The organism is Arthrobacter roseus, from assembly GCF_016907875.1.
In the GTDB taxonomy this organism is placed as follows: Bacteria; Actinomycetota; Actinomycetes; order Actinomycetales; family Micrococcaceae; genus Arthrobacter_J; species Arthrobacter_J roseus.
In genome coordinates this window covers 1,582,244-1,605,845 of the sequence record NZ_JAFBCU010000001.1, presented here as the reverse complement: position 1 = coordinate 1,605,845, position 23,602 = coordinate 1,582,244, and the positions used below count along the sequence as shown (strand labels likewise).

17 protein-coding genes are annotated in these 23,602 nt (G+C 58.7%); 7 read left to right on the top strand and 10 right to left on the bottom strand.

What is annotated here, in order from left to right:
• Positions 1–48 precede the first annotated feature (48 nt).
• The gene (locus tag JOE65_RS07885) at positions 49–3,561 is read right to left on the bottom strand and encodes a S41 family peptidase (protein WP_205162688.1); all 3,513 of its coding nucleotides are present in this window, start codon (positions 3,559–3,561) and stop codon (positions 49–51) included.
• A 27-nt stretch (positions 3,562–3,588) separates the two neighbouring features.
• Positions 3,589–5,166, bottom strand: coding sequence for a serine/threonine-protein kinase (locus JOE65_RS07880; RefSeq protein ID WP_205162687.1), 1,578 nt, complete (start codon positions 5,164–5,166; stop codon positions 3,589–3,591).
• A 108-nt stretch (positions 5,167–5,274) separates the two neighbouring features.
• On the opposite strand from JOE65_RS07880, the gene lipB reads away from it, so the two are divergent.
• The 3 genes from lipB to JOE65_RS07865 are packed head-to-tail and all read left to right on the top strand — an operon-like array spanning position 5,275 to position 7,795.
• On the top strand, positions 5,275–5,988 hold the full coding sequence (lipB, locus tag JOE65_RS07875) for a lipoyl(octanoyl) transferase LipB (protein ID WP_205162686.1): 714 nt from the start codon (positions 5,275–5,277) through the stop codon (positions 5,986–5,988).
• Complete coding sequence (gene lipA, locus JOE65_RS07870; protein ID WP_205162685.1) at positions 5,985–6,989, top strand: lipoyl synthase; 1,005 nt, start codon at positions 5,985–5,987, stop codon at positions 6,987–6,989. Before lipB ends, lipA begins: the two co-directional genes overlap by 4 nt.
• 44 nt (positions 6,990–7,033) lie before the next feature.
• Complete coding sequence (locus JOE65_RS07865) at positions 7,034–7,795, top strand: DUF4191 domain-containing protein (protein ID WP_205162684.1); 762 nt, start codon at positions 7,034–7,036, stop codon at positions 7,793–7,795.
• A 101-nt stretch (positions 7,796–7,896) separates the two neighbouring features.
• Here JOE65_RS07865 and JOE65_RS07860 read toward each other — a convergent pair whose 3' ends face one another.
• The gene (locus tag JOE65_RS07860; RefSeq protein WP_205162683.1) at positions 7,897–8,331 is read right to left on the bottom strand and encodes an RDD family protein; all 435 of its coding nucleotides are present in this window, start codon (positions 8,329–8,331) and stop codon (positions 7,897–7,899) included.
• A gap of 233 nt (positions 8,332–8,564) precedes the next feature.
• Here JOE65_RS07860 and glnA point away from each other — a divergent pair, with 233 nt between their 5' ends.
• Positions 8,565–9,989, top strand: coding sequence for a type I glutamate--ammonia ligase (gene glnA, locus JOE65_RS07855; protein WP_205162682.1), 1,425 nt, complete (start codon positions 8,565–8,567; stop codon positions 9,987–9,989).
• A gap of 86 nt (positions 9,990–10,075) precedes the next feature.
• Here the strand turns inward: glnA and JOE65_RS07850 are convergent, their stop codons facing one another.
• Together JOE65_RS07850 and JOE65_RS07845 are read right to left on the bottom strand one after the other, a co-directional pair.
• Entirely contained in the window at positions 10,076–13,102 is a 3,027-nt protein-coding gene (locus JOE65_RS07850) for a bifunctional [glutamine synthetase] adenylyltransferase/[glutamine synthetase]-adenylyl-L-tyrosine phosphorylase (RefSeq protein WP_205162681.1), read from the bottom strand.
• Between the two features lies 1 nt (position 13,103).
• Entirely contained in the window at positions 13,104–14,444 is a 1,341-nt protein-coding gene (locus JOE65_RS07845) for a glutamine synthetase family protein (RefSeq protein ID WP_205162680.1), read from the bottom strand.
• A 186-nt stretch (positions 14,445–14,630) separates the two neighbouring features.
• Between JOE65_RS07845 and panB the strand changes: the two genes are divergently transcribed.
• On the top strand, positions 14,631–15,512 hold the full coding sequence (gene panB / locus JOE65_RS07840) for a 3-methyl-2-oxobutanoate hydroxymethyltransferase (RefSeq protein ID WP_205162679.1): 882 nt from the start codon (positions 14,631–14,633) through the stop codon (positions 15,510–15,512).
• A gap of 13 nt (positions 15,513–15,525) precedes the next feature.
• On the opposite strand, the gene JOE65_RS07835 is transcribed toward panB, so the two are convergent.
• The gene (locus tag JOE65_RS07835; protein ID WP_205162678.1) at positions 15,526–15,690 is read right to left on the bottom strand and encodes an SPOR domain-containing protein; all 165 of its coding nucleotides are present in this window, start codon (positions 15,688–15,690) and stop codon (positions 15,526–15,528) included.
• A gap of 65 nt (positions 15,691–15,755) precedes the next feature.
• On the opposite strand from JOE65_RS07835, the gene map reads away from it, so the two are divergent.
• Together map and ppgK are read left to right on the top strand one after the other, a co-directional pair.
• On the top strand, positions 15,756–16,634 hold the full coding sequence (map, locus tag JOE65_RS07830; RefSeq protein WP_205162677.1) for a type I methionyl aminopeptidase: 879 nt from the start codon (positions 15,756–15,758) through the stop codon (positions 16,632–16,634).
• 28 nt (positions 16,635–16,662) lie between these two features.
• A complete protein-coding gene (gene ppgK / locus JOE65_RS07825) occupies positions 16,663–17,448 on the top strand; it encodes a polyphosphate--glucose phosphotransferase (protein ID WP_205162676.1) in 786 nt (261 codons plus the stop codon).
• Between the two features lie 2 nt (positions 17,449–17,450).
• On the opposite strand, the gene nrdR is transcribed toward ppgK, so the two are convergent.
• From nrdR to dnaE, 4 genes are all read right to left on the bottom strand, one after another.
• Positions 17,451–17,948: a transcriptional regulator NrdR gene (nrdR, locus tag JOE65_RS07820; protein WP_205162675.1), complete on the bottom strand. Its 498-nt coding sequence runs from the start codon at positions 17,946–17,948 to the stop codon at positions 17,451–17,453.
• 69 nt (positions 17,949–18,017) lie between these two features.
• Positions 18,018–19,376 carry a histidinol dehydrogenase gene (gene hisD / locus JOE65_RS07815; RefSeq protein ID WP_420827496.1) on the bottom strand — a complete coding sequence of 453 codons (1,359 nt, stop codon included), beginning with the start codon at positions 19,374–19,376 and terminating at the stop codon, positions 18,018–18,020.
• 9 nt (positions 19,377–19,385) lie between these two features.
• Positions 19,386–19,949 (bottom strand): hypothetical protein, encoded by a 564-nt coding sequence (locus tag JOE65_RS07810; RefSeq protein WP_205162674.1) that lies wholly within the window; start codon positions 19,947–19,949, stop codon positions 19,386–19,388.
• 98 nt (positions 19,950–20,047) lie between these two features.
• Complete coding sequence (dnaE, locus tag JOE65_RS07805; RefSeq protein ID WP_205162673.1) at positions 20,048–23,584, bottom strand: DNA polymerase III subunit alpha; 3,537 nt, start codon at positions 23,582–23,584, stop codon at positions 20,048–20,050.
• Positions 23,585–23,602 lie beyond the last annotated feature (18 nt).

Sequence of the window (23,602 nt, the reverse complement as noted above, 5' to 3'; positions counted from 1 at the left end):
GGCTTCGGCCTCACTGCGATCCCCGGATCAAAAGGCACGCCCAGGAGCTTAGTCTTCGGCGGTGGGTCCTTCAGCCGCACCCTCGGTGCCGGTATCCGGCCGCTGTGGTAGCGCCATCGGCTGCAGTGAAGCGTATCCCGTGCGTTCCGGCGCATGTTCAGTGGGAATCTCAGCAATCATTTCTCGCAAGATGGCCACCCCATGCTCAAGCTGTGGATCTTCCCCGGCGGCATAGGCGTGCGGTGGGAACGGAACTTCGATGTCTGGCTCGACTCCCCAGTTCTCGACGCCCCATCCGACGCCGCCCGTCATCCAAAAGGCATAGCGGGGCTGGGTGACAGCAGTACCATCCGCGAGGGAGAACTTCCCGTCTATGCCGACCACTCCACCCCATGTACGCATCCCGATCACTGGACCAATTCCGCGGAGTTTGACGACTTGGGTAATGATGTCCCCATCAGATCCAGCGAACTCGTCAGTCAGTACAACCACTGGGCCACGCGGGGCATTGGCCGGGTACGTACTCGGCTGACGCCCTCGGGGAATCTGCCACGCCGTGACTTTGCGGCCTATGAGTTCGGCGACAAGCTGCGACGTGTGACCACCGCGGTTCCTGCGTACGTCGATAATCAGGGCATCAAGTGAGGTTTCTTTGTCAAAATCGCGGTGGAGCTGCGCCCATCCGCTGGCAACCATATCCGGAATGTGGAGGTATCCGAACCTGCCCTGAGTGGCCTCACGGACTGTTCTGCGATTATCCGTAACCCAGTTCTGATAACGCAACCGGCTCTCATCCGCCAGCGGGACAACCGCGATCCGGCGTCGTACCGGTTCGTCGTCAGTGCCCGTGGTCCGCTTGAAACTGAGTTCCACAGCTTTGCCGGCAGCGCCCGCCAGAAGTTTGGAAGGGCCGGTCATCTGAGACAGTGGGTTGCCGTCAATGGCTTCAAGGATGTCGCCCGGTTCGACAGCTGCTCCTGGCGCCGCTAGGGGTGAAACTGCCTGTGGATCGCTGGACTCCCCTGGCAGAACTCGGCGGATCATCCAGCCGGCTTTCGTGTGCTCGAATTCAGCACCGAGGAAGCCCTGCCTTCCAACACCGGGTGTTCTGTTCCGTGGACGGACATAGGCATGCGATGTACCGAGCTCACCGTGAAGCTCCCACAAAACGTCGACCAGGTCATCGTGGGACCCAATGCGGTCAATCAGCGGGCAGTATCGGTCGTAAATAAGCTGCCAGTTCAGGCCGCCCATGTCTTCCGTCCAGAAGAAGTCCCGTTGCAGGCGCCATGCCTCATCGAATGCCTGTTTCCAAACCTTCGCAGGCTCAAGTTTTACCCTGATCCTAGACAAGTCAACGTCCACCGACTCGGCTGAGCCCTTGTCTACCGGGCCCGTGATAGGCACGGATCGCACCGTTGATCCGTCGATAATCACAAGCCGTTGACCGTCACCACTAACCCGGAACTGGTCGAGTGAATCTACTAGGACCGTCAGCTCGCGGTCGACGAAATCAAACTTCTCGAGTTGCGTAGCAGGGCCTCGGTCCGTGGCAATGGCCCTGCCGTCACCCGTCACTCCGAGTGGTTCTCTGGCGAGCCATAGAAGCCCTCCCTTTATTGCTGCCAGCGAATCGTATCGACCTTGCGCGACTGGCACGGCGATGATGCGCTCGGCAATGCGGTCAGCGTCTACGACGACGTCGACAGGTGATTCTTGAACCGCCGATTCCCCAGCAGCCGAATTTTCAGCAGTCTCACCGCCAACGCTCGGGCCGAAGGGCGATGGTGTTGTGGCCGCAAGCGATACTAGGAAAGGTTTCGTCGATGCCGGGAAGCTGAGATCGAATCTGTGCGTGTCGTATACCGGGTCGAAACTACGTTCAGACAGGAAAGCAACAAACTTTCCATCGGGCAGGAAAACTGGTGAAAAGTCGTTGAAACGCCCGTCCGTTATATCGATAATTGCACCGGACCACTCGGTTTGTGTCAACCTGACGCGGCTGCGCCCGCCGTCTGACTGCACAGGTTCCGACCAAACCAACCATTTTGAGTCCGGGGAGAAAGCGAGTTCGGATACCGCACCATGTTCAGTAGTGGACACCCGTCGCAGCGAACCACCCTTGGTGTCTGCGAGAAAGACTTCCCCGTATTCCGTCGAGACCGCGATCATCGTTCCATCGGGGCTGGCAGTCATCGCTACCGCTCGTGAGGTTGAAGGAAAATCAATCCGAGTCAGGACGCCCGTCTCTGCCTCGTCCGGAAGTGGTGCTGCACTGCTAATCTTCAATGCCGCTGGTTCTGGGCAATCTTCTGTGCTGTCCTGTTCGTGTCCATGCGCCGCGTCAACCGGTTTCGCTTGCACGCTCGAGGTTGCTGCAACGGGCTTGGGCAAAGATGAAACGGCGGCTTCCTGTTCCGTGGAATTGGTACTCGGCGACGCTGTCGTCGTGGACCCGATTCCTTCCTGCCGTGATTCGAAGATGTCGCGAATGTAGATGGCTTCCACGCCGTCGTGATCGGCAACGTAAGCTGCTCGATTCGTAGGCACTGAACACCCCAGCCGCGCTCTGACACCGGGCGTAACCTCGATGGAGCGGGAAGGTCCGTCCCTGTGCGTCAACCAATGCAGGGTCCCATGGGTTTCCACGATGCTCGACCGCCCCGGGAGGTCAGGAACCACGTCAGAGAGGAAATGCTGGACGTCCAGATCCCGTGGCTGCCTAGCACTCGACGCCGTTCCCAATGTGATGTCGATCCGCTCTGCCTCTGAATCCATTGACGTGAGAAGCCAGAGCTCCCCCTGAGATTCAAAGATGACCCTTTTGCCGTCCGTGGAGGCATGGCGAGCGTAAAATTTCTCGTGATCAGTATGTCGGCGAAGTCCGCTTCCGTTGGTACTCAACGAATAGAGGTTGCCGTAACCTTCATGATCTGAGAGAAACACGATACGGTTTCCGACCCACATGGGGTCCGCCAGATTGCCCTCAAGCTCTTTCGCGAAGCGGGAGAACTCTCCACTCCCATCGCCGTCCATCCAGAGTTTTCCGGCGGTCCCGCCACGGTACCTTTTCCACGCAGCCGGTTCACGGGTCAGGACGCTTCCGATGATGACAGGGCGTTCATCGCCAAGCTCCGGACCGTAGACCACGGTATCTACCGGCCCATAGGGCACTTCAGTTGCTTGACCCCCATTGAGGGGCACCCGATATGCCCATGCGTGTCTGGGGTCCGTCCGTTCAAAGGCGCTGGTCACAATGACATCCCCGTTGGGTGCAAAACCTTTTACGGCGGTGCTGGCGTTGCCCCAATACGTCAACTGCCTGAAGTCGTGGCCCTCTGTCGAAGCTGCGACCACTTCCGGTGCTGCGCCACGCTGCACTGTCCAGACCAGGTGTTTTCCGTCCGGTGAAAATCGTGGATTACGAACTGGTAGTTGTTCAGCCGACACCCGCCAGGCTCGCCCACCCACAACCGGTGCCACCCACACGTCATCCTCAGCAACGAAAGTCACGAGGTCATTGTGGACGTGCGGATACCGAAAATAACTCGAAGAACTCATGCCAACGATTCTAGTCGCTGGCGTCCATCACTCCGTATCACCAGCAGGTTCGGTGACGTCGCTAATTCGCCAACCATCAGGCAACTGCCGCAAGGTAAAAACAAACTGCCTGGTGGACTCTGACTTCTCTTCGCGAATTTTTCGTCCAGCAGCGTCTTCCTCGGTATACCCAGAGGTGACAACCGTCGCTTCCACGTGAGTGATCTTCGCTGACGCGCCGGGCTGAACATCGATGTTTTCCAGTGTGAAGGATAAGCCCGCCAATTTATGTCCCGTGGACTTCAGCGCCTCCAGTGGAGGCAGATCAGCCTTCATCGCAGCAGATCCTTCTGCGTTGACGTGGGCCAGCATTGCCGGATCGCCCTGCTGATATGCTTCAGCGCGCAGTTCAGCCAAAGCGGCCAATGCTTTGACCGGATCATCAGAGCGGGTCTTTTTCAACAGCAGATCGAAGCTACTCTGTTCCTGGACGCCACGACCCAGGGAACCCTCATCGGGACCGCTACTGCCCGTTGACGTGGCCGTTGAAGCCGGCACAGTCTCGGCCGAGGGCCGATCTGGCTCCTGAATGATGACAAAGCCGGTAATCAACCCGATCAGTACGAGCATCGCGGCTCCGCTCGACAGCATCCACGTAAAGCGCAGATGTCGACTTTTGGTGGTAGGCGCTGATTTCCTCCTTGGTTTTCGAAAGAAACCCTTCTTTTCAGGCTGTTGGTGGACGCTGCGACGCGTCCTCAGTTCCGGCAGCACTGTGATGTGCGCGGATGGCACCAGATCAACCGGCTGTGCTTGCGCACAGTGATACACCATACGTGCGAACTCGGATGCCGAAGGACGGTCCTGTGCGCTTTCACTGAGCGCCGACTCAATGAGTGTCGTGAGCTCAGTGGGAACCCCAGGGATCAGCACTGACAGTGGAGGGCGACTTGCCGTCGCTGCAGGGACACGACCTGTAAGCGCGTACCATGCAAGGGCACCCAGCGCATAGACATCCGCGTTTGGACCGGACCTGCCCTGCAGATCTCCGTTCACCGGAGCAAAGCCTGGGGTGCCGTGCTCTGCTCCAGCAGCTTCGCCCAGCAAACGACTGACCCCGAGGTCTGACAGGAGTGGCATACCTTCGGAGGTGAACAAAACATTTCCCGGAGACACATCCCCGTGAGTCACCCCGTTCTCATGCAGATACGCCAGCGCTTGAGCGATGGGGGTCAGCATCGTCACCACCTCCCCTACCGGCAGCGGTCCACGTGCAGCTACCAGCTGACCGACTGAACCTCCGGATGCATAGTCCATCAGAAGCGCAGGGCCCTGGTCTGTGTCGAGAAACTGGTGGATAGCGATGAGGTGTGGGTGTGAATGTCTGCTGAGGATGGCCATTTCGCGGCGTATCTCATACTGGTCATCTTCGCGTTCCCGGGCGGGATTTCCCGCCAGAACTTTCAGCGCGCGTTCAGTTCCAGTGCCGGAATTAGCGACCAGCCAAACCGCCGCACTTCCACCGGTGCCAAGACACCGACGAACCTCATATCCCTCCAGACGTGGCGGCAAATACGTCTCAGTGGTGTCCGGGTCGTGTCCTCCTGCTGCTGCCAAATGTGCCATGGTTCAGTTCTAGCGCAGATTGCTCCGAGCCATGAAAAGTTTTCCACAGGGCTTCGCATGGCCTCGTCGAATCGGTATTCGCGTACTCTCGCCAGTAGTGTTGTGGGCATGAGCCTCGAGTTTTCCCATATCGGATTCGCTCCGCACTATATCGACTACCACGATGCCTGGGAGCAGCAGAAGAAACTCCACGACAGCATTGTGGAAGGAAAAAGCCCCAGTACCGTAATGTTGCTCGAGCACCGCCCTGTGTACACCGCGGGAAAAAGGACTGAAGACCATGAACGGCCCTTTGACGGTACCCCTGTGATTAGCGTGGACCGCGGCGGCAAACTGACGTGGCACGGCCCTGGCCAACTGGTGGGCTACCCGATTCTGGCACTCCCCGATCCAACGCGCGTCGTCGAATACGTCGACCTACTTGAAGACATCATCATGCGCACGGTGGCTACCTACGGAGTAAAGACCATCAGGATCCCCCAACGCTCAGGAGTATGGGTCAGCGGCGGTGACGGGCCGGACCGTAAAATAGCTTCGGTGGGTATTCGGGTCAACCATGGGGTAACCATGCACGGCTTTTCCATCAACTGCAATAACGATCTGGCCCCATTCGCCCAGATCATTGCCTGCGGGATCACGGATGCTGGCGTCACGTCGATTAGCCTTGAGTGCGGCAGGGATGTCTCACCCACAGATATCGTGTCCCAGATCGAAGCCGAACTGCGCAACAATAGTAAGTCGCTGGTACGGACCGTACTATCTACACCAGTGACCGCTCCGGCAGATGCCGGGATGCAAGGAATCAAAGGAGAATCACAGTGACCCTCGCCCCTGAAGGCCGCCGTCTGCTCCGGGTCGAAGCCCGTAATTCCCAGACGCCCGTTGACCGAAAGCCTGAATGGATCAAGGCCAAGGTGGATATCGGCCCTGAGTTTATCGCTATGAAGAACTTGGTCAAGAAGGAAGGGTTGCACACTGTCTGCGAAGAAGCTGGCTGCCCCAACATCTTCGAATGCTGGGAGGACCGAGAAGCAACGTTCCTTATTGGTGGTTCCGACTGCACAAGGCGTTGTGATTTCTGCCAGATCGACACCGGTAAGCCCAAGCCGGTGGATCGCAGCGAACCATTCAAGGTTGCACAGTCCGTAAAGTCGATGGACCTGCGGTATACCACTGTTACTGGCGTCGCACGGGATGACCTCCCGGATGAGGGTGTGTGGCTCTACGCCGAGACCATTCGACAGATTCACAGTGTCAATCCTGGAACTGGCGTGGAAATCCTTATTCCGGACTTCTCCGGAAAACCAGAGCACATCGCAGCCATCTGCGAGACAAAACCCGAAGTTTTTGCACACAACGTTGAAACCGTTCCGCGACTCTTCAAGCGCATTAGGCCCGCCTTTAAGTATGAGCGGTCTTTGGACGTCATTGCTCAGGGGCGCGATCAGGCCATGGTGACAAAATCCAATCTAATCCTCGGCATGGGCGAGACAAGGGAAGAAATCAGCGAGGCGCTGCGTGACCTGCACGAAGCTGGCTGTGACCTGATCACCATTACGCAATACCTTCGCCCGACTCAGCGCCACCTACCGGTAGACCGTTGGGTCAAACCACAGGAATTCGTCGACATCAGAAACGAAGCAGAGGAAATCGGTTTCCTCGGTGTCATGAGCGGACCATTAGTGCGCTCTTCGTACCGAGCCGGAAGGTTGTGGGCAACAGCAATGCGCAAGAAGGGCCTAGAGCTTCCACCGCAGCTGGCGCACATCGCTGACTCAGGTACCACTAAACAGGAAGCTGCAACGCTGCTCGCATCGCTCTGAGTGGCGGATACCAGCCCCCACTGATCCCGTAGAATTGATTCATTATGGCCAATAGTAAAATTCCCGCACAGGACAGCACCGAGCCTAGCTCCAAGAGACGCTTCTTCAACCGCAAACCCAAGACGGAGAAGCCCGCCAAGAAGCCTGGGCGGATCAAGCAGATCCGTCAGGTTTTCACCATGACGCGGAAGCAGGATCCGAACGTCGTCTGGTTGATGCTGTTGGCGTTCCTCGGAACCGTTGCGGTGGGGCTCCTCATTGGGTTCCTGATCCGGAACGTTGTCACATTACTGATCATCGCTATCCCACTGGGAATCTTGGCAGCTGTCTTCATTCTCTCCCGCCGGGCTGAACGGGCAGCATTCGCGCAGATCGAAGGACGTCCGGGGGCGTCTGGAGCTGCACTGAGCGTCTTGCGCCGCGGCTGGATTCTGGAAGAGCAACCCGTATCCGTCAATCCGAGGACTCAGGACGCTGTTTTCCGGGCCATCGGTCGGCCCGGCATCGTTCTCGTCACAGAAGGTCCCTCTCACCGTGTGCGCCAGCTAATAACTGCCGAGCGCCGAAAAATGAGTAGAATCGTGCCCAACGTCCCGATCCACGTCATCGAGACCGGCGATGGTAAGGGGCAGGTTCCTTTGGCGCAGGTGGCCAAGAAGGCGCAGAAACTAAAGAACCAACTTCAGAAGCAAGAGGTACAGGCCGTCGATAAAAGGCTAAAAGCATTGGGCAATAAGCTGCCGATCCCCAAGGGAATCGATCCGTACAAGGCACGCCCCGACCGAAAGGCTTCCAGGGGCCGTTAGTCACTTCGCGAGTTAGAGAGAAGGTGGTCAACGTGTGGATCTCACCACGTTTGATCTCAACGTATGAGCCTCTCGGCCGTGACCATCAGACGCGAGCGGGATCAGATGCGGACCAAGACGGTCCTTCCAAGTCTGTCGTGAAGTCCGCGCTGGTCTCTGTCGATCAGTAACGGTGGAACGACCAGACAGATAAGCACCGTCCTCAGTGCAGCTTTGCCATAGCCAGCAGGCCTTCCATTTAGCGTTTGGACCTGCATTCGCAGCGACCGGTGGCCTATGCTATGGCCGAAAAACCCGACGAAAAGGAACTGCAACGCGGCAAAGCAACCCAAAATAGCTAATTGGACGCCGTCAAAAAGCAAATAGGCGAAGGCGGATGCGATAGCCCAGTCGATGAGCAGTGCCCCTGAACGCGGGCCGATTCTTGCGATTGAACCTGGCCCAGCCGTGGGCCGCCCCATCGATTTCCCTGGCCAGTAAGAGTCGTCCGACGGCACACCCTCGAGCCATGACCCAATATCTTTTCGTTCCACCACAGAACTAGACTAGCCGCTGAACGTAGGTAGTCCAGGCGTATTGAGCCGGTCTGGGCGCGGTTGTAGGGCTTGGGCACGATAAGCTTGGTCAAAAGCCTCCTGGAGGCTTTTGACAGGTAACGTGCCGTCGTTACTGATGGCCCATCAGAGAACGCGCATCTACCGGTGTCGCTTTGAGCAGGTCTGCCGCGGTCCGGCACGTTCGACAAAATATGCGTAAGGAGCATAGCCCGATGTTCAAAGATGCGGACGAAGTCCTCAAATACATCGACGACGAAGACGTGAAGTTCGTAGATATCCGGTTCACCGATTTGCCGGGAGTGCAGCAGCATTTCAATGTTCCGGCAAAGACGGTGGATGCGGATTTCTTCGTCCACGGGCAGCTGTTCGATGGCTCCTCGATCCGCGGCTTTGCTGGAATCGCTGAATCAGACATGCAGCTGATTCCCGATGTCACAACCGCATATCTGGATCCGTTCAGAATGGAAAAGACCCTCGCGCTGAATTTTTCTATCGTCAATCCACGTACAGGCGACCCGTATCACCGGGATCCCCGTGGCGTTGCTGAACGCGCTGAAGCCTACTTGGCGTCCACGGGCATCGCAGACACTGCGTTCTTCGCACCCGAGGCGGAGTTCTTCATCTTCGACAACGTGCAGTATGAATCCGCACCGCAGGGCAGCTTCTACAAGGTTGACTCCATTGAGGCGCCGTGGAATTCCGGTCGTGCGGAAGAAGGTGGCAACCAGGGGTACAAGACACCAATGAAGGGCGGGTATTTCCCGGTAGCGCCGATTGATAAGCAGGCGGACCTTCGAGATGCTATTTGCATTGAGCTGGACAATGCCGGTCTGCAGGTTGAAAGATCACACCACGAAGTCGGCGCAGCCGGGCAGGCCGAAATCAACTACCGCTTCAGCAATCTAACCCACTCGGCGGATGATCTGCTGAAGTTCAAGTACATTGTGAAGAACGTTGCCGACGCGTGGGGGAAATCGGCGACATTCATGCCGAAGCCGGTTTTCGGAGACAACGGCTCAGGGATGCATTGCCACCAGTCTTTGTGGAACGGCAGCGAACCACTGTTCTATGACGAAAAGGGTTATGCGGGCCTGTCTGATATCGCTCGATGGTACATCGGCGGTTTGCTTGAGCACGCCTCGTCCGTCCTCGCCTTCACGAACCCCACGGTGAACTCCTACCGTCGTCTCGTCAAGGGTTTTGAGGCCCCCGTCAATATGGTCTATTCCCAGGGCAATCGCTCGGCCGGTATCCGTATTCCGATCACGGGATCAAACCCGAAAGCCAAGCGCATCGAATTCCGGGCACCTGATGCCGCGTGCAACCCGTATCTTGCGTTCGCAGCGCAGCTGATGGCGGGCCTCGATGGCATCAAGAATCGGATTGAGCCAGCGGACCCCATCGACAAAGATCTCTACGAACTGCCTCCGGAGGAAGCCAAGGACATCCAGAAGGCGCCTGCGACTCTGGAGGAAGCACTCGCGGCGCTCGAGGCGGACAATGAGTATCTACAGGCCGGTGGCGTCTTTACTCAAGATCTGATCGATACCTGGATCGACTACAAGCGCGAACATGAGTTGATGCCACTCTCGTTGCGCCCGAACCCCTACGAGTTCGAGCTCTATTACGACTGCTGACGCGTTAGTTCCGGCATGAGGCCGGATACGTTGATGCCTGTGGGCCTGGCACTTGCTGGGCACACAGGCATCAACTATTTAGTGCGCTACTCGCCGTAACCGTAGAAGTACCGCTCAAAGATTCCCCGGGACCTTCGCGTCAGCCGAAGGTAGTCTTCCTCGAGATCACCTGCTTGACCGACGCCGTAGCCGCACCACCTCGCCACGGCTTCGAGATCGCGCCGGGATGAGGGCAGCTGGTCCGACACCCGGCCCGACCAGATAATGATGCCTGCGCGTATTCTGCTGGTTAGGCGCCAGCTTTCCAGGAGTGTTTCGACGTCGGCCTCCGGTAGCAGACCAGCTACACGGATGGCGTCCAAAGCTGTCTCTGTTTCCGTGGTGCGTAGCGTTGGCTCTTTGTGTGCGTACTGGAGCTGGGTGAGCTGAACAAGCCATTCGACGTCGCTCAATGCCCCACGTCCCAATTTGAGGTGGCGGGCCGGGTCCGCTCCACGTGGGAGCCGTTCGGACTCTACTCTGGCCTTGATACGCCGAATTTCTCGGACGTCGTCGTCGCTGAAGAATTCGGGGTAGCGTACGGGGTCCACCAAATTCATGAAGTCCTCAGCGAGCGCATCTGATCCGGCGATGGGTCTAGCGCGGAGCAAGGCCTGCGCCTCCCATGCAAGTGACCACCGGTTGTAGTACTTCTGGTAGGAATCGAGGCTCCTTACCAATGGTCCGTTGCTACCTTCCGGACGGAGATTGGCGTCGATTTCAAGTACGCGCTCGGCCTGCACCGGAGGTTTGCACGGTTGCTTGAGCAGTGCCGAGACGCGTCCTGCGATGGTTTCGGCTTGCAGCTGTGCCTGTCGTGGATCAGCCCCGGGCAGCGGCCGATGCACATAGAGGACGTCGGCGTCCGATGCGTAACGTATCTCGCGTCCGCCCTGGCGGCCCAGAGCAACCACCAGCATTTCAGTTGCTGGCGCGTCATCTTTGAAGGCGTGGCGTTCGGCGACATGGAGGGCACCAAGGATTGCTGCCCTGTCAGCGTTCGCGAGGGCGCGCCCGACGTCGGTTTGGTCCAATAGCCCAGAGCTGTCTGCGATTGCTGTGCGGAGGATTTCACGCCTTCGGATGAGGCGGATCAAGCGCATGGCTTCCTCGGGACCGGGGTGCCGAGTCATTTTGGCGCGAATCTCCTGCCATTGCGCTTCGAATGGCCGAGGGATCAGATCCTTATCCGTTCCAAGCCATGCGGTCGATTCTGAGGAGGCCTCAAGCAGATCAGTAATGAAACGACTGCCGGAGAGGATATGGCACAATCGTTCGGCCGCAGCCTTGGAATCACGAAGCATGCCCAGGAACCACGGGCTTTGTCCGAGTGCTTCGCTCAGCCTGCGGAAACCCAGCAGCCCGGCATCAGCGTCCACGCCGTCGGCCAGCCAGCCGAGGAGAACAGGAAGAAGTTGTCGCTGAAGGGAGGCCCGGCGGCTGATGCCAGCCGTGAGGGCTTCGATGTGCCGCATGGCACCCTTGGGATCAAGATAGCCCAGTGCGGCCAAGCGTGCCCTAGCGGCCTCCGGAGAGAGCTTGACGTCTTCAGTACTCAGGTTCGACGCTGTAGCCAGCAAAGGACGATAGAAAATTGTTTCATGAAGGCTATGTACGAGCTTCCGGGTTCGTCTCCACGTCTGCATGAGGTGCTCCGCCGAGGGTCTTACACGCTCATGTGCGCCCAGAGACGAGCGGGCCAGGGCTCTCTTTGCTTCGTCGCTCTCAGGCATGAGGTGCGTCCTGCGCAGGTGCGCCAGTTGGATCCGGTGTTCGAGCACCCGAAGGTAACGATAGGCTCGGTCAAAATCCGCGGCGTCGTGGCGGCTGATGTAGCCAGCGCTGCTCAATGCCTGTATGGCTCCCGTCGTATCCCTGATGCGGACTGTCTCGTCCACTCGCCCGTGGACAAGCTGCAGAAGTTGAACGGTGAACTCAACGTCTCTAAGCCCGCCGACACCGAGTTTGATTTGACGTCCAACCTCATGGTCCGGGATGTTTGCGGTCACGCGTTTGCGCATGGACTGCACGGATTCGACGAATCCTTCACGGGTCGAGGCAGCCCAGATCAACGGTTCCATGGCTTGTTCGTAGCGGTGCCCAAGCTCGAGGTCTCCAGCGATGGCGCGTGATTTGAGCAGCGCCTGGAATTCCCAGCTCTTCGCCCATCGTTGGTAGTACTGGATGTGGGATTCAAGGGTCCGAACCAGCGGACCTTCCCGGCCCTCTGGACGAAGGTTCGTATCAACCTCCCACAGCCCTGGCTCACTGCCTGAGGATGAGATGACTCGGGAAATCCCTGCTGCCAGGGCTGTACCCACGTTTGCCGCCTGAGCCTCTTCGAGGTCGCCTGCGTCAATGACGTAGATGACGTCGACATCAGAAATGTAATTCAGTTCGCGAGCGCCGCATTTGCCCATGCCGATGACTGATAGCCGGACCTGGTCAATCTCCTCCTGACCGAAGTTGTCCTGTAGCTCAGCTCTGGATACGGCCAGCGCGGCCTCGACAGCAGCTGCTGCGAGATCGGAAAGCTCTCGTGCTGCTTCTGGCATATAATCGGTGGGCGAGATCGCGCCTAGGTCTCGAAGGGCAATCTCTGTTAGATGCCTGCGGTAGCGTGCCCTCAGGCTGAAGTATGCCTCGGTTCCAACCACACCCGCTCGCGGCATGGAAGTCGAACCATCGGCCCCAACGGATTCGAGCAAGGATCGTCTAAAAGTAGCTGCGTCGGAGGGTTGCTGCGAGACGGGTGTTGTGACGACGTCGGATTGTTCCGGGTGTCGCATCAAGAATTCGGCCAGCGCTTCGGAGGCACCCAGGAGCCGGAAGAACGCCGCGGACACTTCTCCACCCGCGTTGATCACTGCCGCGAGATCCGGATTCTTTTCCAGAAGCCTGACACTTGATTGAAGCGCCATATCCGGCGATGCGGCCGATTCGAGGCCGCGGAAGAGCGAACCTTCCTCAAGGAGCTCCAGTTCCTTGGCCTGCAGGAACCGCCGGCTTTTTTCCAGGTCCATAAAGCCGGCAGCTATCAGGTGACGATTAGTGCTTTGGTGTAACGACCCCATTTTAGAGGGTGCCCAGATTGCGTTTGAGCTCGAGTGGCGTGACCTGTTGCCGGTAGTCGTTCCATTCCTCTCGCTTGTTTCGCAAAAAGCTGTCGAAGACCTGTTCGCCGAGGATGCCTGCAACGAATTCGGAGTCTTCCATAGCGCGGGTGGCGTCGTGCAGGCTTTCTGGGAGGGGGTCGTGTCCCATGGCACGTCGTTCAGCTGCGGTCAGGCTCCACACGTCCTCTTCGGCTCCTCGAGGGAGTTCGTATCCCTCTTCTATACCCTTGAGCCCGGCTCCGAGCAATACGGCATAAGAAAGGTAGGGGTTCGCGGCGGAGTCGATTCCCCGGTACTCGATCCGCGCGGACTGGCCCTTGTGCGGTTTATATAGCGGCACGCGCACCAGTGCGGAGCGGTTATTGTGGCCCCAGGACAAGTAGCTGGGTGCTTCTCCCCCGCCCCACAGCCGCTTGTACGAGTTCACGTGCTGGTTGGTGACGGCCGTGAACTCGGGTGCATGGTGAAGGATTCCGGCGATAAACTGCCGCGCCGTCGTCGAGAGCTGATATTCGGCGCCCGCTTCAAAAAAAGCGTTGCTGTCGCCTTCAAAGAGGGAAAAATGCGTGTGCATCCCGGAACCCGGGTGATCGCTGAAGGGCTTGGGCATGAAGGTGGCGTAGGTGTCCTGCATCAGCGCCACCTCCTTGATCACAGTGCGGAAGGTCATGATGTTGTCGGCCGTCTGAAGCGCATCGGCGTAACGGAGATCGATTTCGTTCTGCCCCGGACCTGCCTCATGGTGACTGAACTCAACGGGGATACCTACGGCTTCGAGCATGGCCACAGCGGTTCGGCGAAAATCTTGGGCGACGCCGCCCGGGACGTGGTCGAAGTAGCCAGCGTCGTCGACCGGGACTGGACGGCCGTCTGCCCCGGGTACGGCTGATTTGAGGAGGTAGAACTCGACCTCTGGGTGCGTGTAGCAGCTGAAACCCATATCGGCGGCTTTTGCAAGACATCGTTTGAGGACGTGTCGAGGGTCTGCCGCCGATGGTTGCCCGTCCGGGGCAAGGATGTCGCAGAACATACGAGACGTTTGCTCTTTCTCTCCGCGCCAGGGCAGGATCTGAAACGTTGTCGGGTCCGGTTTGACAAGCATGTCCGCTTCGAAAACTCGAGCGAGTCCTTCAATGGACGATCCGTCGAAGCCGAGGCCCTCTTCGAAGGCTCCTTCCACTTCGGCCGGAGCGAGCGCCACGGATTTGAGGGATCCGACAACGTCGGTGAACCACAACCGCACAAACCGCACGTCGCGCTCTTCGATGGTGCGCAGCACAAACTCTTGCTGTCTGTCCATGAATGACCTCTCTCCCGCTCAATATGACGCTATGTGTTCTGTTCGAGGGCCGGTGCCGTCAAAGCGTATAGGCCCCTGCGGCAAGCCTAATGCCATCACCGACGGTGGTTGCAGCCCTGACGGAACCACGCTTCACCAATGGTGCAGGACTGGCAGGGGCAACTATGGCGGGGCTAGGCTCGGGCTATGGACAATGCAGAGATTCCCGCGCCCTACGGTTCGGGCCCCGCCAGTACTGACACCGGTGCCTCAGGTGAGACTGCGGTTGCGCGTCGCCGCGTGCGCACGCATCATCTGAAGCAGGCAAAAGACGAGGGCCGCAAGTTCGCAATGCTGACGGCATATGACCAGTACACGGCGGAGATCTTCGACGAAGCCGGTATCGAGGTCCTGCTCATTGGTGATTCCGCTGCCAACAACGTCATGGGTCACGCAACGACGCTGCCGATCACCTTGGACGAGATGATTGTCTTTGCCCGGGGCGTTTCTGCCGGCGCATCGCATGCTTTGGTGGTGTGCGACCTGCCATTTGGCTCCTACGAGGTCTCCCCGGCGGAGGCCATAAAGTCCTCCGTTCGGCTCATGAAAGAGGGCCTCGTTCATGCTGTCAAGATGGAGGGGGGCAAGCATTACGTGGACCATGTTGCCTCAATGACTGCTGCCGGTATCCCGGTCATGGCCCACGTCGGGTTCACCCCTCAGAGCGAGCACTCGCTGGGAGGCTATCGGGTTCAGGGCCGTGGCGACGCAGCGAGGGCGGTCGTAGAGGACGCCGTCGCCCTTGCCGAGGCCGGAGCCTTCTGCGTGCTCATGGAAATGGTGCCCGCAGATGTCGCGGCCATGGTGGACGCGGCGGTGTCGGTTCCCACGATCGGCATCGGGGCAGGCAACGCAACGACGGGCCAGGTGCTGGTATGGCAAGACATGGCCGGGCTCCGTGGGGGCAAACAGGCAAAGTTCGTCAAGCAGTACGCTGATCTTAGAACTGTTCTGGGCAACGCAGCGTCGGCCTACCGTGATGATGTCCACTCCGGGTCATTCCCCGGCCCAGAGCACAGCTTCACTTAGGAACGGGTCAGAGTCAGTTCTCGTCCTTGGCTTCCCAGGCCTCGTTGCGGGCCGCAACCTTCGCTGGAGCTTTCATGGCTTCCTCGCGGGTTGGATATGGACCGATCAACTGTGACCAGTCCGACTGGGCATCTTCTTCGACCTCTTTGGTGACAACGTTGTACCAGTACTCGGCCATGGTCTTCTCCTATTCTGAGCTGTTGCGCTCTGGTTTGTCCCGTTGCGGGCTATAGGATCGATGGTATGCCTATGAACGATTCGAACGCACCCATTGGAATCCTGGAACCCGGAGCTGTCGGGCAGAAGCGCGCTGTTCCGACCTCCATTCCTCGGCCCGAGTACGTGGGAAAGGAAGCCCCCGCAAAGTTCGAGGGCTCTGAGATCAAGTCGCCGGAGACGATCGAAAAGATCCGGCACGCGTCGAAAGTGGCGGCTCAGGCCATCGTGGAAGTCGGCCGTCACATTGTTCCCGGAGTGACCACGGACGAGTTGGACCGCGTGGGCCATGAGTTTCTCCTCGATCACAAGGCCTATCCCTCGACCCTCGGCTACCGCGGGTTCCCTAAGTCGCTGTGCTCATCGCTCAACGAAGTCATCTGCCACGGCATCCCCGATACAACAGTTGTCAACGACGGTGACATCATTAACATCGACATCACCGCCTTCCTTAATGGAGTCCATGGGGACACCAATCGCACCTTCATCGCCGGCGATGTCGACGACGAGTCACGTCTGCTCGTGGAGCGTACAGAGGAATCACTGCGGCGAGCCATCAAAGCAGTGGCCCCAGGACGAGAGTTCAATGTCATTGGGCGGACCATCGAGTCCTACGCACGCCGGTTTGGCTACGGCGTGGTTCGCGACTTTACGGGTCACGGAGTCGGCGAAGCTTTTCACACTGGACTCATCGTTCCGCACTACGACGCGGCTCCCGCGTACAGTCGACTAATCGAACCCGGCATGACTTTCACCATAGAACCAATGCTCACCCTGGGAACCATCGAATGGGAGATGTGGGAGGACGGATGGACTGTAGTCACCCGCGACCGCAAGCGAACGGCACAGTTTGAACACACACTTCTCGTCACTGAAACCGGAGCCGAAGTCCTGACCCTTCCATAGGATCCCGCCGTCCCTGATCTGGAGAACCATGCCCAAGAAACTGAAGCCCAGCCCATCCGTGGTCGTAGGTATCGATATAGGAGGCACCGGGACCAAAGGCGGCATCGTCGACCTGACCAAAGGCAAGCTCATCGGGGACCGCGTTCGGTTTGACACTCCAGCGCCCGCTACGCCCGAGCGTGTGGCGCAGACAGTAGCGAAGATTATGGACGAACTCGCCAGCAGACCGGAATGCCCAAGCCCGGACGTTCCCGTGGGCGCAGCGTTTCCGGCGATCATCCAACGCGGCATTGCCCGTTCCGCGTCCAATATCGATAAATCATGGATAGACACCGACGTCGACGCCTTATTCACCAAACGGCTGGAACGCTCCGTTCACGTCATTAATGACGCCGACGCAGCCGGCCTCGCCGAGTCACGCTACGGCGCCGGAAAGGACGTTGACGGTACGGTTTTGATGATCACCTTGGGAACCGGAATCGGTTCGGCATTCATTCACAATGGCCTGCTGATTCCCAATGCGGAACTAGGACATCTTGAACTGGATGGGCACGTCGCCGAAACACAGGCCTCAGCCGTAGCCCGTGAGCGTCTGGGATTAGGTTGGGAAGAGTATTCAAAGAGGCTACAACGCTATCTGTCCCACGTGGAGTTCTTGTTCTCGCCCGAACTTTTTGTGGTGGGCGGCGGCATTTCCAAAAGAAGCGACGAGTTCCTGCCAAGGCTGAAACTGCGCACGCGGATAGTCCCGGCACGCTTGAAAAATCATGCCGGAATAGTGGGCGCCGCACTCCAGGCCTCGCACGGTGACTAAACTTAATGAGCGCCGAGCGGACGCTGCACGCCCGAGGGAGTGTTCGGCGCACGCGCCGAGTCGGTGCGAAGCTGCGCTATCGCCGATTCGAAGTCCTCCAACGAGCTAAAGTCCTGATAGACGCTGGCAAACCGCAGAAAAGCAACCTGATCCAGCTTCTGTAGTGGCCCAAGAATAGCCAGTCCCACCTCATGTGCGTCGATCTCAGCGACGCCTCTGGCCCGCACTGACTCCTCTACTTCCTGAGCCAGCAGGGCAAGATCGTCCTCTGATACCGGACGCCCCTGGCACGCCTTTCGGGCACCGTTGATGACCTTGCCTCTGCTGAACGGTTCAGCAACTCCGGAACGCTTGATAACACTCAAGCTTGTTGTCTCCGCCGTCGAAAACCGTCGACCACATTCAGGGCACTGCCGACGACGTCGAATGCTCGAACCATCGTCGGCAAGCCGGGAATCGACCACACGAGAATCAGGGTGTCGGCAAAACGGACAAAACATTCGAAAACCTCCGGACCACGGTCACTGACTGTGCCGTGCATTACTTTATCAACTGAGGGTTCCGCACTTTTACCGATCCCTGCGAGCACGTATGGCGTCGCCGTGGGCTGGCAGGTTTTCCGCTTCCGACAGGTTCTCCACGTGAGCGGCAACCTCGAGCAGCGCCGCTTTGCTGTAGTTGACGATCTGCATCGCTTTGAGAAAAGATGTCACATTCAGGCCGGAAGCGAACGCGGCAGTTCCGGCCGTCGGGAGAACGTGGTTGGAGCCGGCGCAGTAATCCCCCAGGCTCACCGGGCTGCTCTGACCAACAAACACTGCCCCGGCATGACGAATTCGTTCCGCATCCGCCGCGGCATCTACGGTATGAATCTCCAAATGTTCCGCCGCATAGGCATTACACACGTCAATTCCGTGCGCGACGTCGTCGACCAGGATGACGCCCGACTGTGGTCCGGACAAGGCTTCAGTGACCCGCTCGCGGTGACGGGTTAGCGCCGTGCGGGTGAGCAGCTCTTCGCTGACTTCCCCGGCCAACCGTGTAGATGGAGTCACCAAGACCGATGCCGCATGTGGATCGTGCTCGGCTTGACTGATTAAGTCCGCTGCAACGAGGCCGGCGTCGGCGGAATCATCCGCCAGCACGACGATTTCGGTGGTGCCCGCCTCGGCATCGATGCCGACCACACCCTGAACCAAGCGTTTCGCCGTCGCAACGTAGATGTTCCCAGGGCCGGTCACCACATCCACCGGTGCCAGCAGCGAATCTGCTTCCAGCCCCTCTCCTGGGATGCCGTAGGCGAAGGCTGCGATTGCTTGTGCTCCGCCGATCGCGTAGACCTCTTCAATGCCCAGTAGTGCCGCTGCGGCCAAGATGACGGGGTGGGGAAGCCCTCCAAATTCTTTCTGGGGCGGCGATGCCAAAGCAATCGAATCGACACCGGCAACCTGCGCCGGGACGACGTTCATCACCACCGACGATGGATAAACCGCGAGCCCACCCGGAACGTAAAGCCCCACCCGAGCAACGGGTACCCATTTGCTCCGAACAGTGGCTCCGGCACCGAAGGCAACACTCGCGTCCGCAGGCATTTGCGCATCGGCAAAAACGCGAGCTCGGCGAATAGATTCTTCCAGTCCAGCACGAATCGAAGGATCAAGTGATTCGAGCGCTTCCGAGAGTGCATGGGCAGGCACAACGGGCGAGTCCTGAACGACGCCGTCGAACCGTTCTGCAAGTTCGGTCAACGCAGGTAGGCCCCGGGCGCGAACATCCGCGATAATCGATGCGACGGCATCTGTAGCGTGTTCACTACTGACGATGGCTCGCGGCATCGCCTTCTTCAGGGCAGCCATGCCCCTATGCTGTCCGCGAAGATCAATCTGCTGGAACTGCGGATTCGGTTGAGTCAGATCTGCTGAAGTCACCGCTTCAGTCTAGTTGCTTGTGTCCGGCTCCAAAGCCTTCGTGTCTTGGCGCCGGTCCGGGCCAAACCCGCTGAGTACCAGCACGACGACGGCCGTCGCGAATGGCCACAGAACCAGAATAGAGACCGACCGAAGCCCAAAACCGGTATCCAGCCCCATGTGTCCGTCGTTGGGTTCAGATGTGAGGCTGCCCAGCAAAGTTCCAAGCTGCCACGCCATCACCGAACCCACGACAGCTCCCAGCACGGTCGCTACAGTCCGGATCGCCACACTTCCACCTGGGCGCGTGCTCACGACACAGCCAACGACGATACCGGTCACCAGCATGATGACGGCGAGCGTCATTTCCTGCGCGAGCCACACCGTCGGATCACCCGAATCCGAATACGCGGCCCCGCCCGGGGCAATGAGCCACCAGAGGGCGCCGAGGGGAAGGCCCAGACCTGCAGTGGCGAGCAACCACCACCACCCGCCCGAAGGAGGTACATCATGGTGACCGTCGGACGCCCCCAGTGCATAAACGGGTGGTGGATACGAAGGTTGCTGCCGGCCAGAGCGGGACGAAGTGGACATGGTGTCCACATTAACAAATCGCAGAGCTGTTGTGGTCGCGCAACGGGGTGGAATCGGAGCAAACCCACTTCCCGCAGGAGCTCGGCAACTTCCTGCGCCTATACGTCAAGACACGCGGGTCCAAGCAAGACCTTGAGATCTCCGAAGAGCGCCGACGACGGAGTGACGCGCAGATCCACTCCGAGCTTCATCACCTCGACCCTGCTGGAACTGTTCAACCGGATCTGAACCTCGGACGTCCCCGGATGGGTACGCAGAACTTCTCCCAAGGCAGATACAACGGGTTCCGTCGCCTTGTGATTGAGCACCGAGATCACCACTGGTCCGGTGTGCCCCTCACTCAGATCCGGTACGGTCAGCTCCTGAGCGTTGAGGGTGACGGCGCCATCGTCCCTTCGCTGTAAGCGCCCGCGGACCACAACGATGAGGTCTTCCGCCAAAACACCGGAAATTGGGCCATAGACCTGGCCGAAGAACATGACTTCCATAGACCCACCGAGGTCCTCGATCTCAGCCCGCGCGTAGGCGTTGCCGCTATTCTTCGCGATCCTGCGCTGCAACGACGTAATCATTCCCGCAATGGTGACGATGGCGCCGTCGGCCGGACCCTCCTCGCTGATAACCGAGGTGATGGAGGAATCAGCGTGCTGACTGAGAATCCCCTCAAGCCCCTGCAACGGATGATCGGACACGTAGAGTCCCAGCATTTCGCGTTCAAATGTCAGCTTGTCTTTCTTTTCCCATTCCGGGAGCTCCGGAACATCCACGGAGAGTCCGCCCTTGGCATCACCTTCGTCGAACGTGCTGAAAAGGTCGAACTGGTTGGCCGCCTCATTCCGCTTCAGAACGATGACCGAATCCACCGCTTCCTCGTGGATCATGGCAAGGGCACGACGCGGGTGGCCCAGTGAATCAAAGGCGCCAGCCTTGATAAGCGACTCTATGGTTCGCTTATTGCACACGACGGCAGGTACTTTCTGCAAATAATCGCTGAAAGCGGTGTAGGAACCTTTTTCCTCTCGTGCCGAGACCATGGCGTTGACAGCGTTGGCGCCAACATTTCTGATGGCCCCCATACCGAACCGGATGTCCCGTCCAACCGGGGTGAAGTTCAACGCCGATTCATTGACGTCTGGCGGGAGCACCGTGATCCCCATTCGCCTGCATTCGTTGAGGTAAATGGCCAACTTGTCTTTGTCGTCCCCAACGGAAGTCAGGAGGGCAGCCATATACTCCGCCGGATAGTGAGCCTTGAGGTAGGCAGTCCAGTAAGAAATCATTCCGTACGCGGCAGTATGCGCCTTATTGAACGCATAATCTGAGAAGGATTCAAGGACCGTCCACAGCTTATCCATGGCTGCCTGCGAGAAACCGTTCGTCTTCATGCCGGCGAAAAAATCAGCTTGCTGCTTGTCCAATTCGGACTTCTTTTTCTTACCCATCGCTCGGCGCAACATGTCTGCCTGCCCCAGGCTGAAGTTGGCCAACTTCTGCGCGGCCGACATCACCTGCTCCTGATACACAATCAACCCATAGGTTCCGCCGAGGATCTCCTCAAGCGGCCCCTCCAACTCAGGGTGGATTGGCTCGATTTCCTGCAAACCGTTCTTGCGAAGGGCGTAATTTGTATGCGAGTTCACCCCCATAGGGCCCGGCCGGTACAGAGCAAGCACTGCAGAAATATCCTCGAAGTGATCGGGTCGCATCAACTTCAGCAGGGACCTCATGGGACCGCCATCGAGCTGGAAGACACCAAGGGTGTCACCTCTGGCCAGCAACTCGTAAGAAGCTGCATCATCAAGCTCCAGGTCCTCCAGAACGAGATCATGATCCTTGTTCGCTTTGATGTTCTCCAGCGCATCGGTGATGATCGTCAGGTTCCGCAAACCCAAGAAGTCCATCTTGATCAGGCCGAGGCCCTCACAGGTTGGATAGTCAAACTGAGTGATGACCTGCCCATCCTGCTCACGGCGCATGATGGGAATGATGTCGATGAGTGGATCGGAGGACATGATGACGCCGGCAGCGTGGACGCCCCACTGACGCTTCAAACCCTCCAACCCCAGCGCAGTCTCGAAAACCTTCGCCGAGTCCGGGTCCGTCTTGAGTAGTTCGCGAAGTTCCTCCGCCTCGCCGTACCGCTTGGCTTCCTTGTTGTGCACATCAGCCAGCGAGATGCCCTTACCCATAACGTCCGGCGGCATCGCCTTGGTGAGGCGCTCACCAGTAGAAAACGGGTACCCCATGACACGTGAGGAGTCCTTCAACGCCTGCTTTCCCTTGATCGTCCCGTAAGTGACAATCATGGCCACGCGCTCGTCGCCGTATTTCTCTGTCACGTAGTGAATGACCTCGGACCGACGCCGGTCATCGAAGTCCACGTCGAAGTCAGGCATGGAAACGCGTTCGGGATTGAGGAACCGTTCGAAAATCAGCCCGTGCTTCAACGGGTCGAGATCCGTGATCCGCATAGCGTAGGCAACCATGGATCCTGCGCCCGAACCTCGCCCCGGACCCACTCGGATGCCTTTGTTCTTCGCCCAGTTGATGAAGTCCGCAACGACGAGGAAGTACCCCGGGAAGCCCATCTGGGTGATGACGCCGACCTCGAACTCCGCCTGTTTGCGCACCTCATCGGGGATGCCGCTCGGGTAGCGGAAGTGGAGGCCAATTTCGACTTCCTTGACGAACCAAGACTGCTCGTCCTCACCGTCGGGCACGGGGAAGCGTGGCATGTAGTTGGCTTTGGTATTGAACTCGACGTTGCAGCGCTCCGCAATGAGAAGCGTGTTGTCGCAGGCATCCGGGTGATCGCGGAAAATTGAGCGCATTTCGGCCGGTGACTTCAGATAGAACTCGTCTGCGTCGAATTTGAACCGCTTGGGGTCAGCCAGAGTGGACGCAGACTGCACGCAGAGCAGGGCCGCATGGGATTTAGCGTCCTCCGCGTGGGTGTAGTGCAGGTCATTTGTGGCGACCAGTGGCAGGTCCAGTTCACGCGCGAGTTTAAACAGGTCGGCGCTAACATTGCGTTCGATGTCCAGGCCATGATCCATGAGCTCGCAGAAATAGTTCTCGCGCCCCAGGATGTCCCGAAGGTCTGATGCTGCCTGGACCGCTTCTTTGTAAAGGCCCAGCCTCAACTTGGTTTGAACCTCACCGGACGGGCAGCCCGTTGTCCCGATCAAGCCCTTGCCGTAGGTCTGCAGGAGGTCGCGGTCCATGCGCGGTTTGTAGAGGTAGCCCTCGAGGGACGCCAGGGATGACATCCGAAAGAGGTTGTGCATGCCCGAGGTTGTCTCTGACCACAACGTCATGTGCGTATACGCCCCGCCGCCGGAAACGTCGTTGCGACCGCCATCGCCCCACTTGACCCTCGCCTTGTCCTGGCGGGCCGTGCCCGGCGTCACATATGCCTCAACGCCGATAATGGGTTTCACACCCGCCGACCGAGCCCTGTTCCAGAAGTCGAAGGCACCGAAAACGAAACCGTGGTCCGTCGTCGCCAGCGCGTTCATACCGAGTTCATCGGTCTGGCTGAAAAGGTCGCTCAGACGGGCCGCGCCGTCGAGCATTGAGTACTCGGTGTGATTGTGAAGATGGACAAAAGACGCTGAACCGGATGCTGAAGCCACCCACTCATTCTAGGCCAG

Bases quoted from the DNA above. Each gene is read 5' to 3' on its own strand.
- JOE65_RS07885 (WP_205162688.1), bottom strand. From the start codon at position 3,561: ATGAGTTCTTCGAGTTATTTTCGGTATCCGCACGTCCACAATGACCTC.
- JOE65_RS07880 (WP_205162687.1), bottom strand. From the start codon at position 5,166: ATGGCACATTTGGCAGCAGCAGGAGGACACGACCCGGACACCACTGAG.
- lipB (WP_205162686.1), top strand. From the start codon at position 5,275: ATGAGCCTCGAGTTTTCCCATATCGGATTCGCTCCGCACTATATCGAC.
- JOE65_RS07865 (WP_205162684.1), top strand. From the start codon at position 7,034: ATGGCCAATAGTAAAATTCCCGCACAGGACAGCACCGAGCCTAGCTCC.
- glnA (WP_205162682.1), top strand. From the start codon at position 8,565: ATGTTCAAAGATGCGGACGAAGTCCTCAAATACATCGACGACGAAGAC.
- JOE65_RS07850 (WP_205162681.1), bottom strand. From the start codon at position 13,102: ATGGGGTCGTTACACCAAAGCACTAATCGTCACCTGATAGCTGCCGGC.
- JOE65_RS07845 (WP_205162680.1), bottom strand. From the start codon at position 14,444: ATGGACAGACAGCAAGAGTTTGTGCTGCGCACCATCGAAGAGCGCGAC.
- panB (WP_205162679.1), top strand. From the start codon at position 14,631: ATGGACAATGCAGAGATTCCCGCGCCCTACGGTTCGGGCCCCGCCAGT.
- JOE65_RS07835 (WP_205162678.1), bottom strand. From the start codon at position 15,690: ATGGCCGAGTACTGGTACAACGTTGTCACCAAAGAGGTCGAAGAAGAT.
- map (WP_205162677.1), top strand. From the start codon at position 15,756: ATGCCTATGAACGATTCGAACGCACCCATTGGAATCCTGGAACCCGGA.
- ppgK (WP_205162676.1), top strand. From the start codon at position 16,663: ATGCCCAAGAAACTGAAGCCCAGCCCATCCGTGGTCGTAGGTATCGAT.
- nrdR (WP_205162675.1), bottom strand. From the start codon at position 17,948: ATGTTTTGTCCGTTTTGCCGACACCCTGATTCTCGTGTGGTCGATTCC.
- JOE65_RS07810 (WP_205162674.1), bottom strand. From the start codon at position 19,949: ATGTCCACTTCGTCCCGCTCTGGCCGGCAGCAACCTTCGTATCCACCA.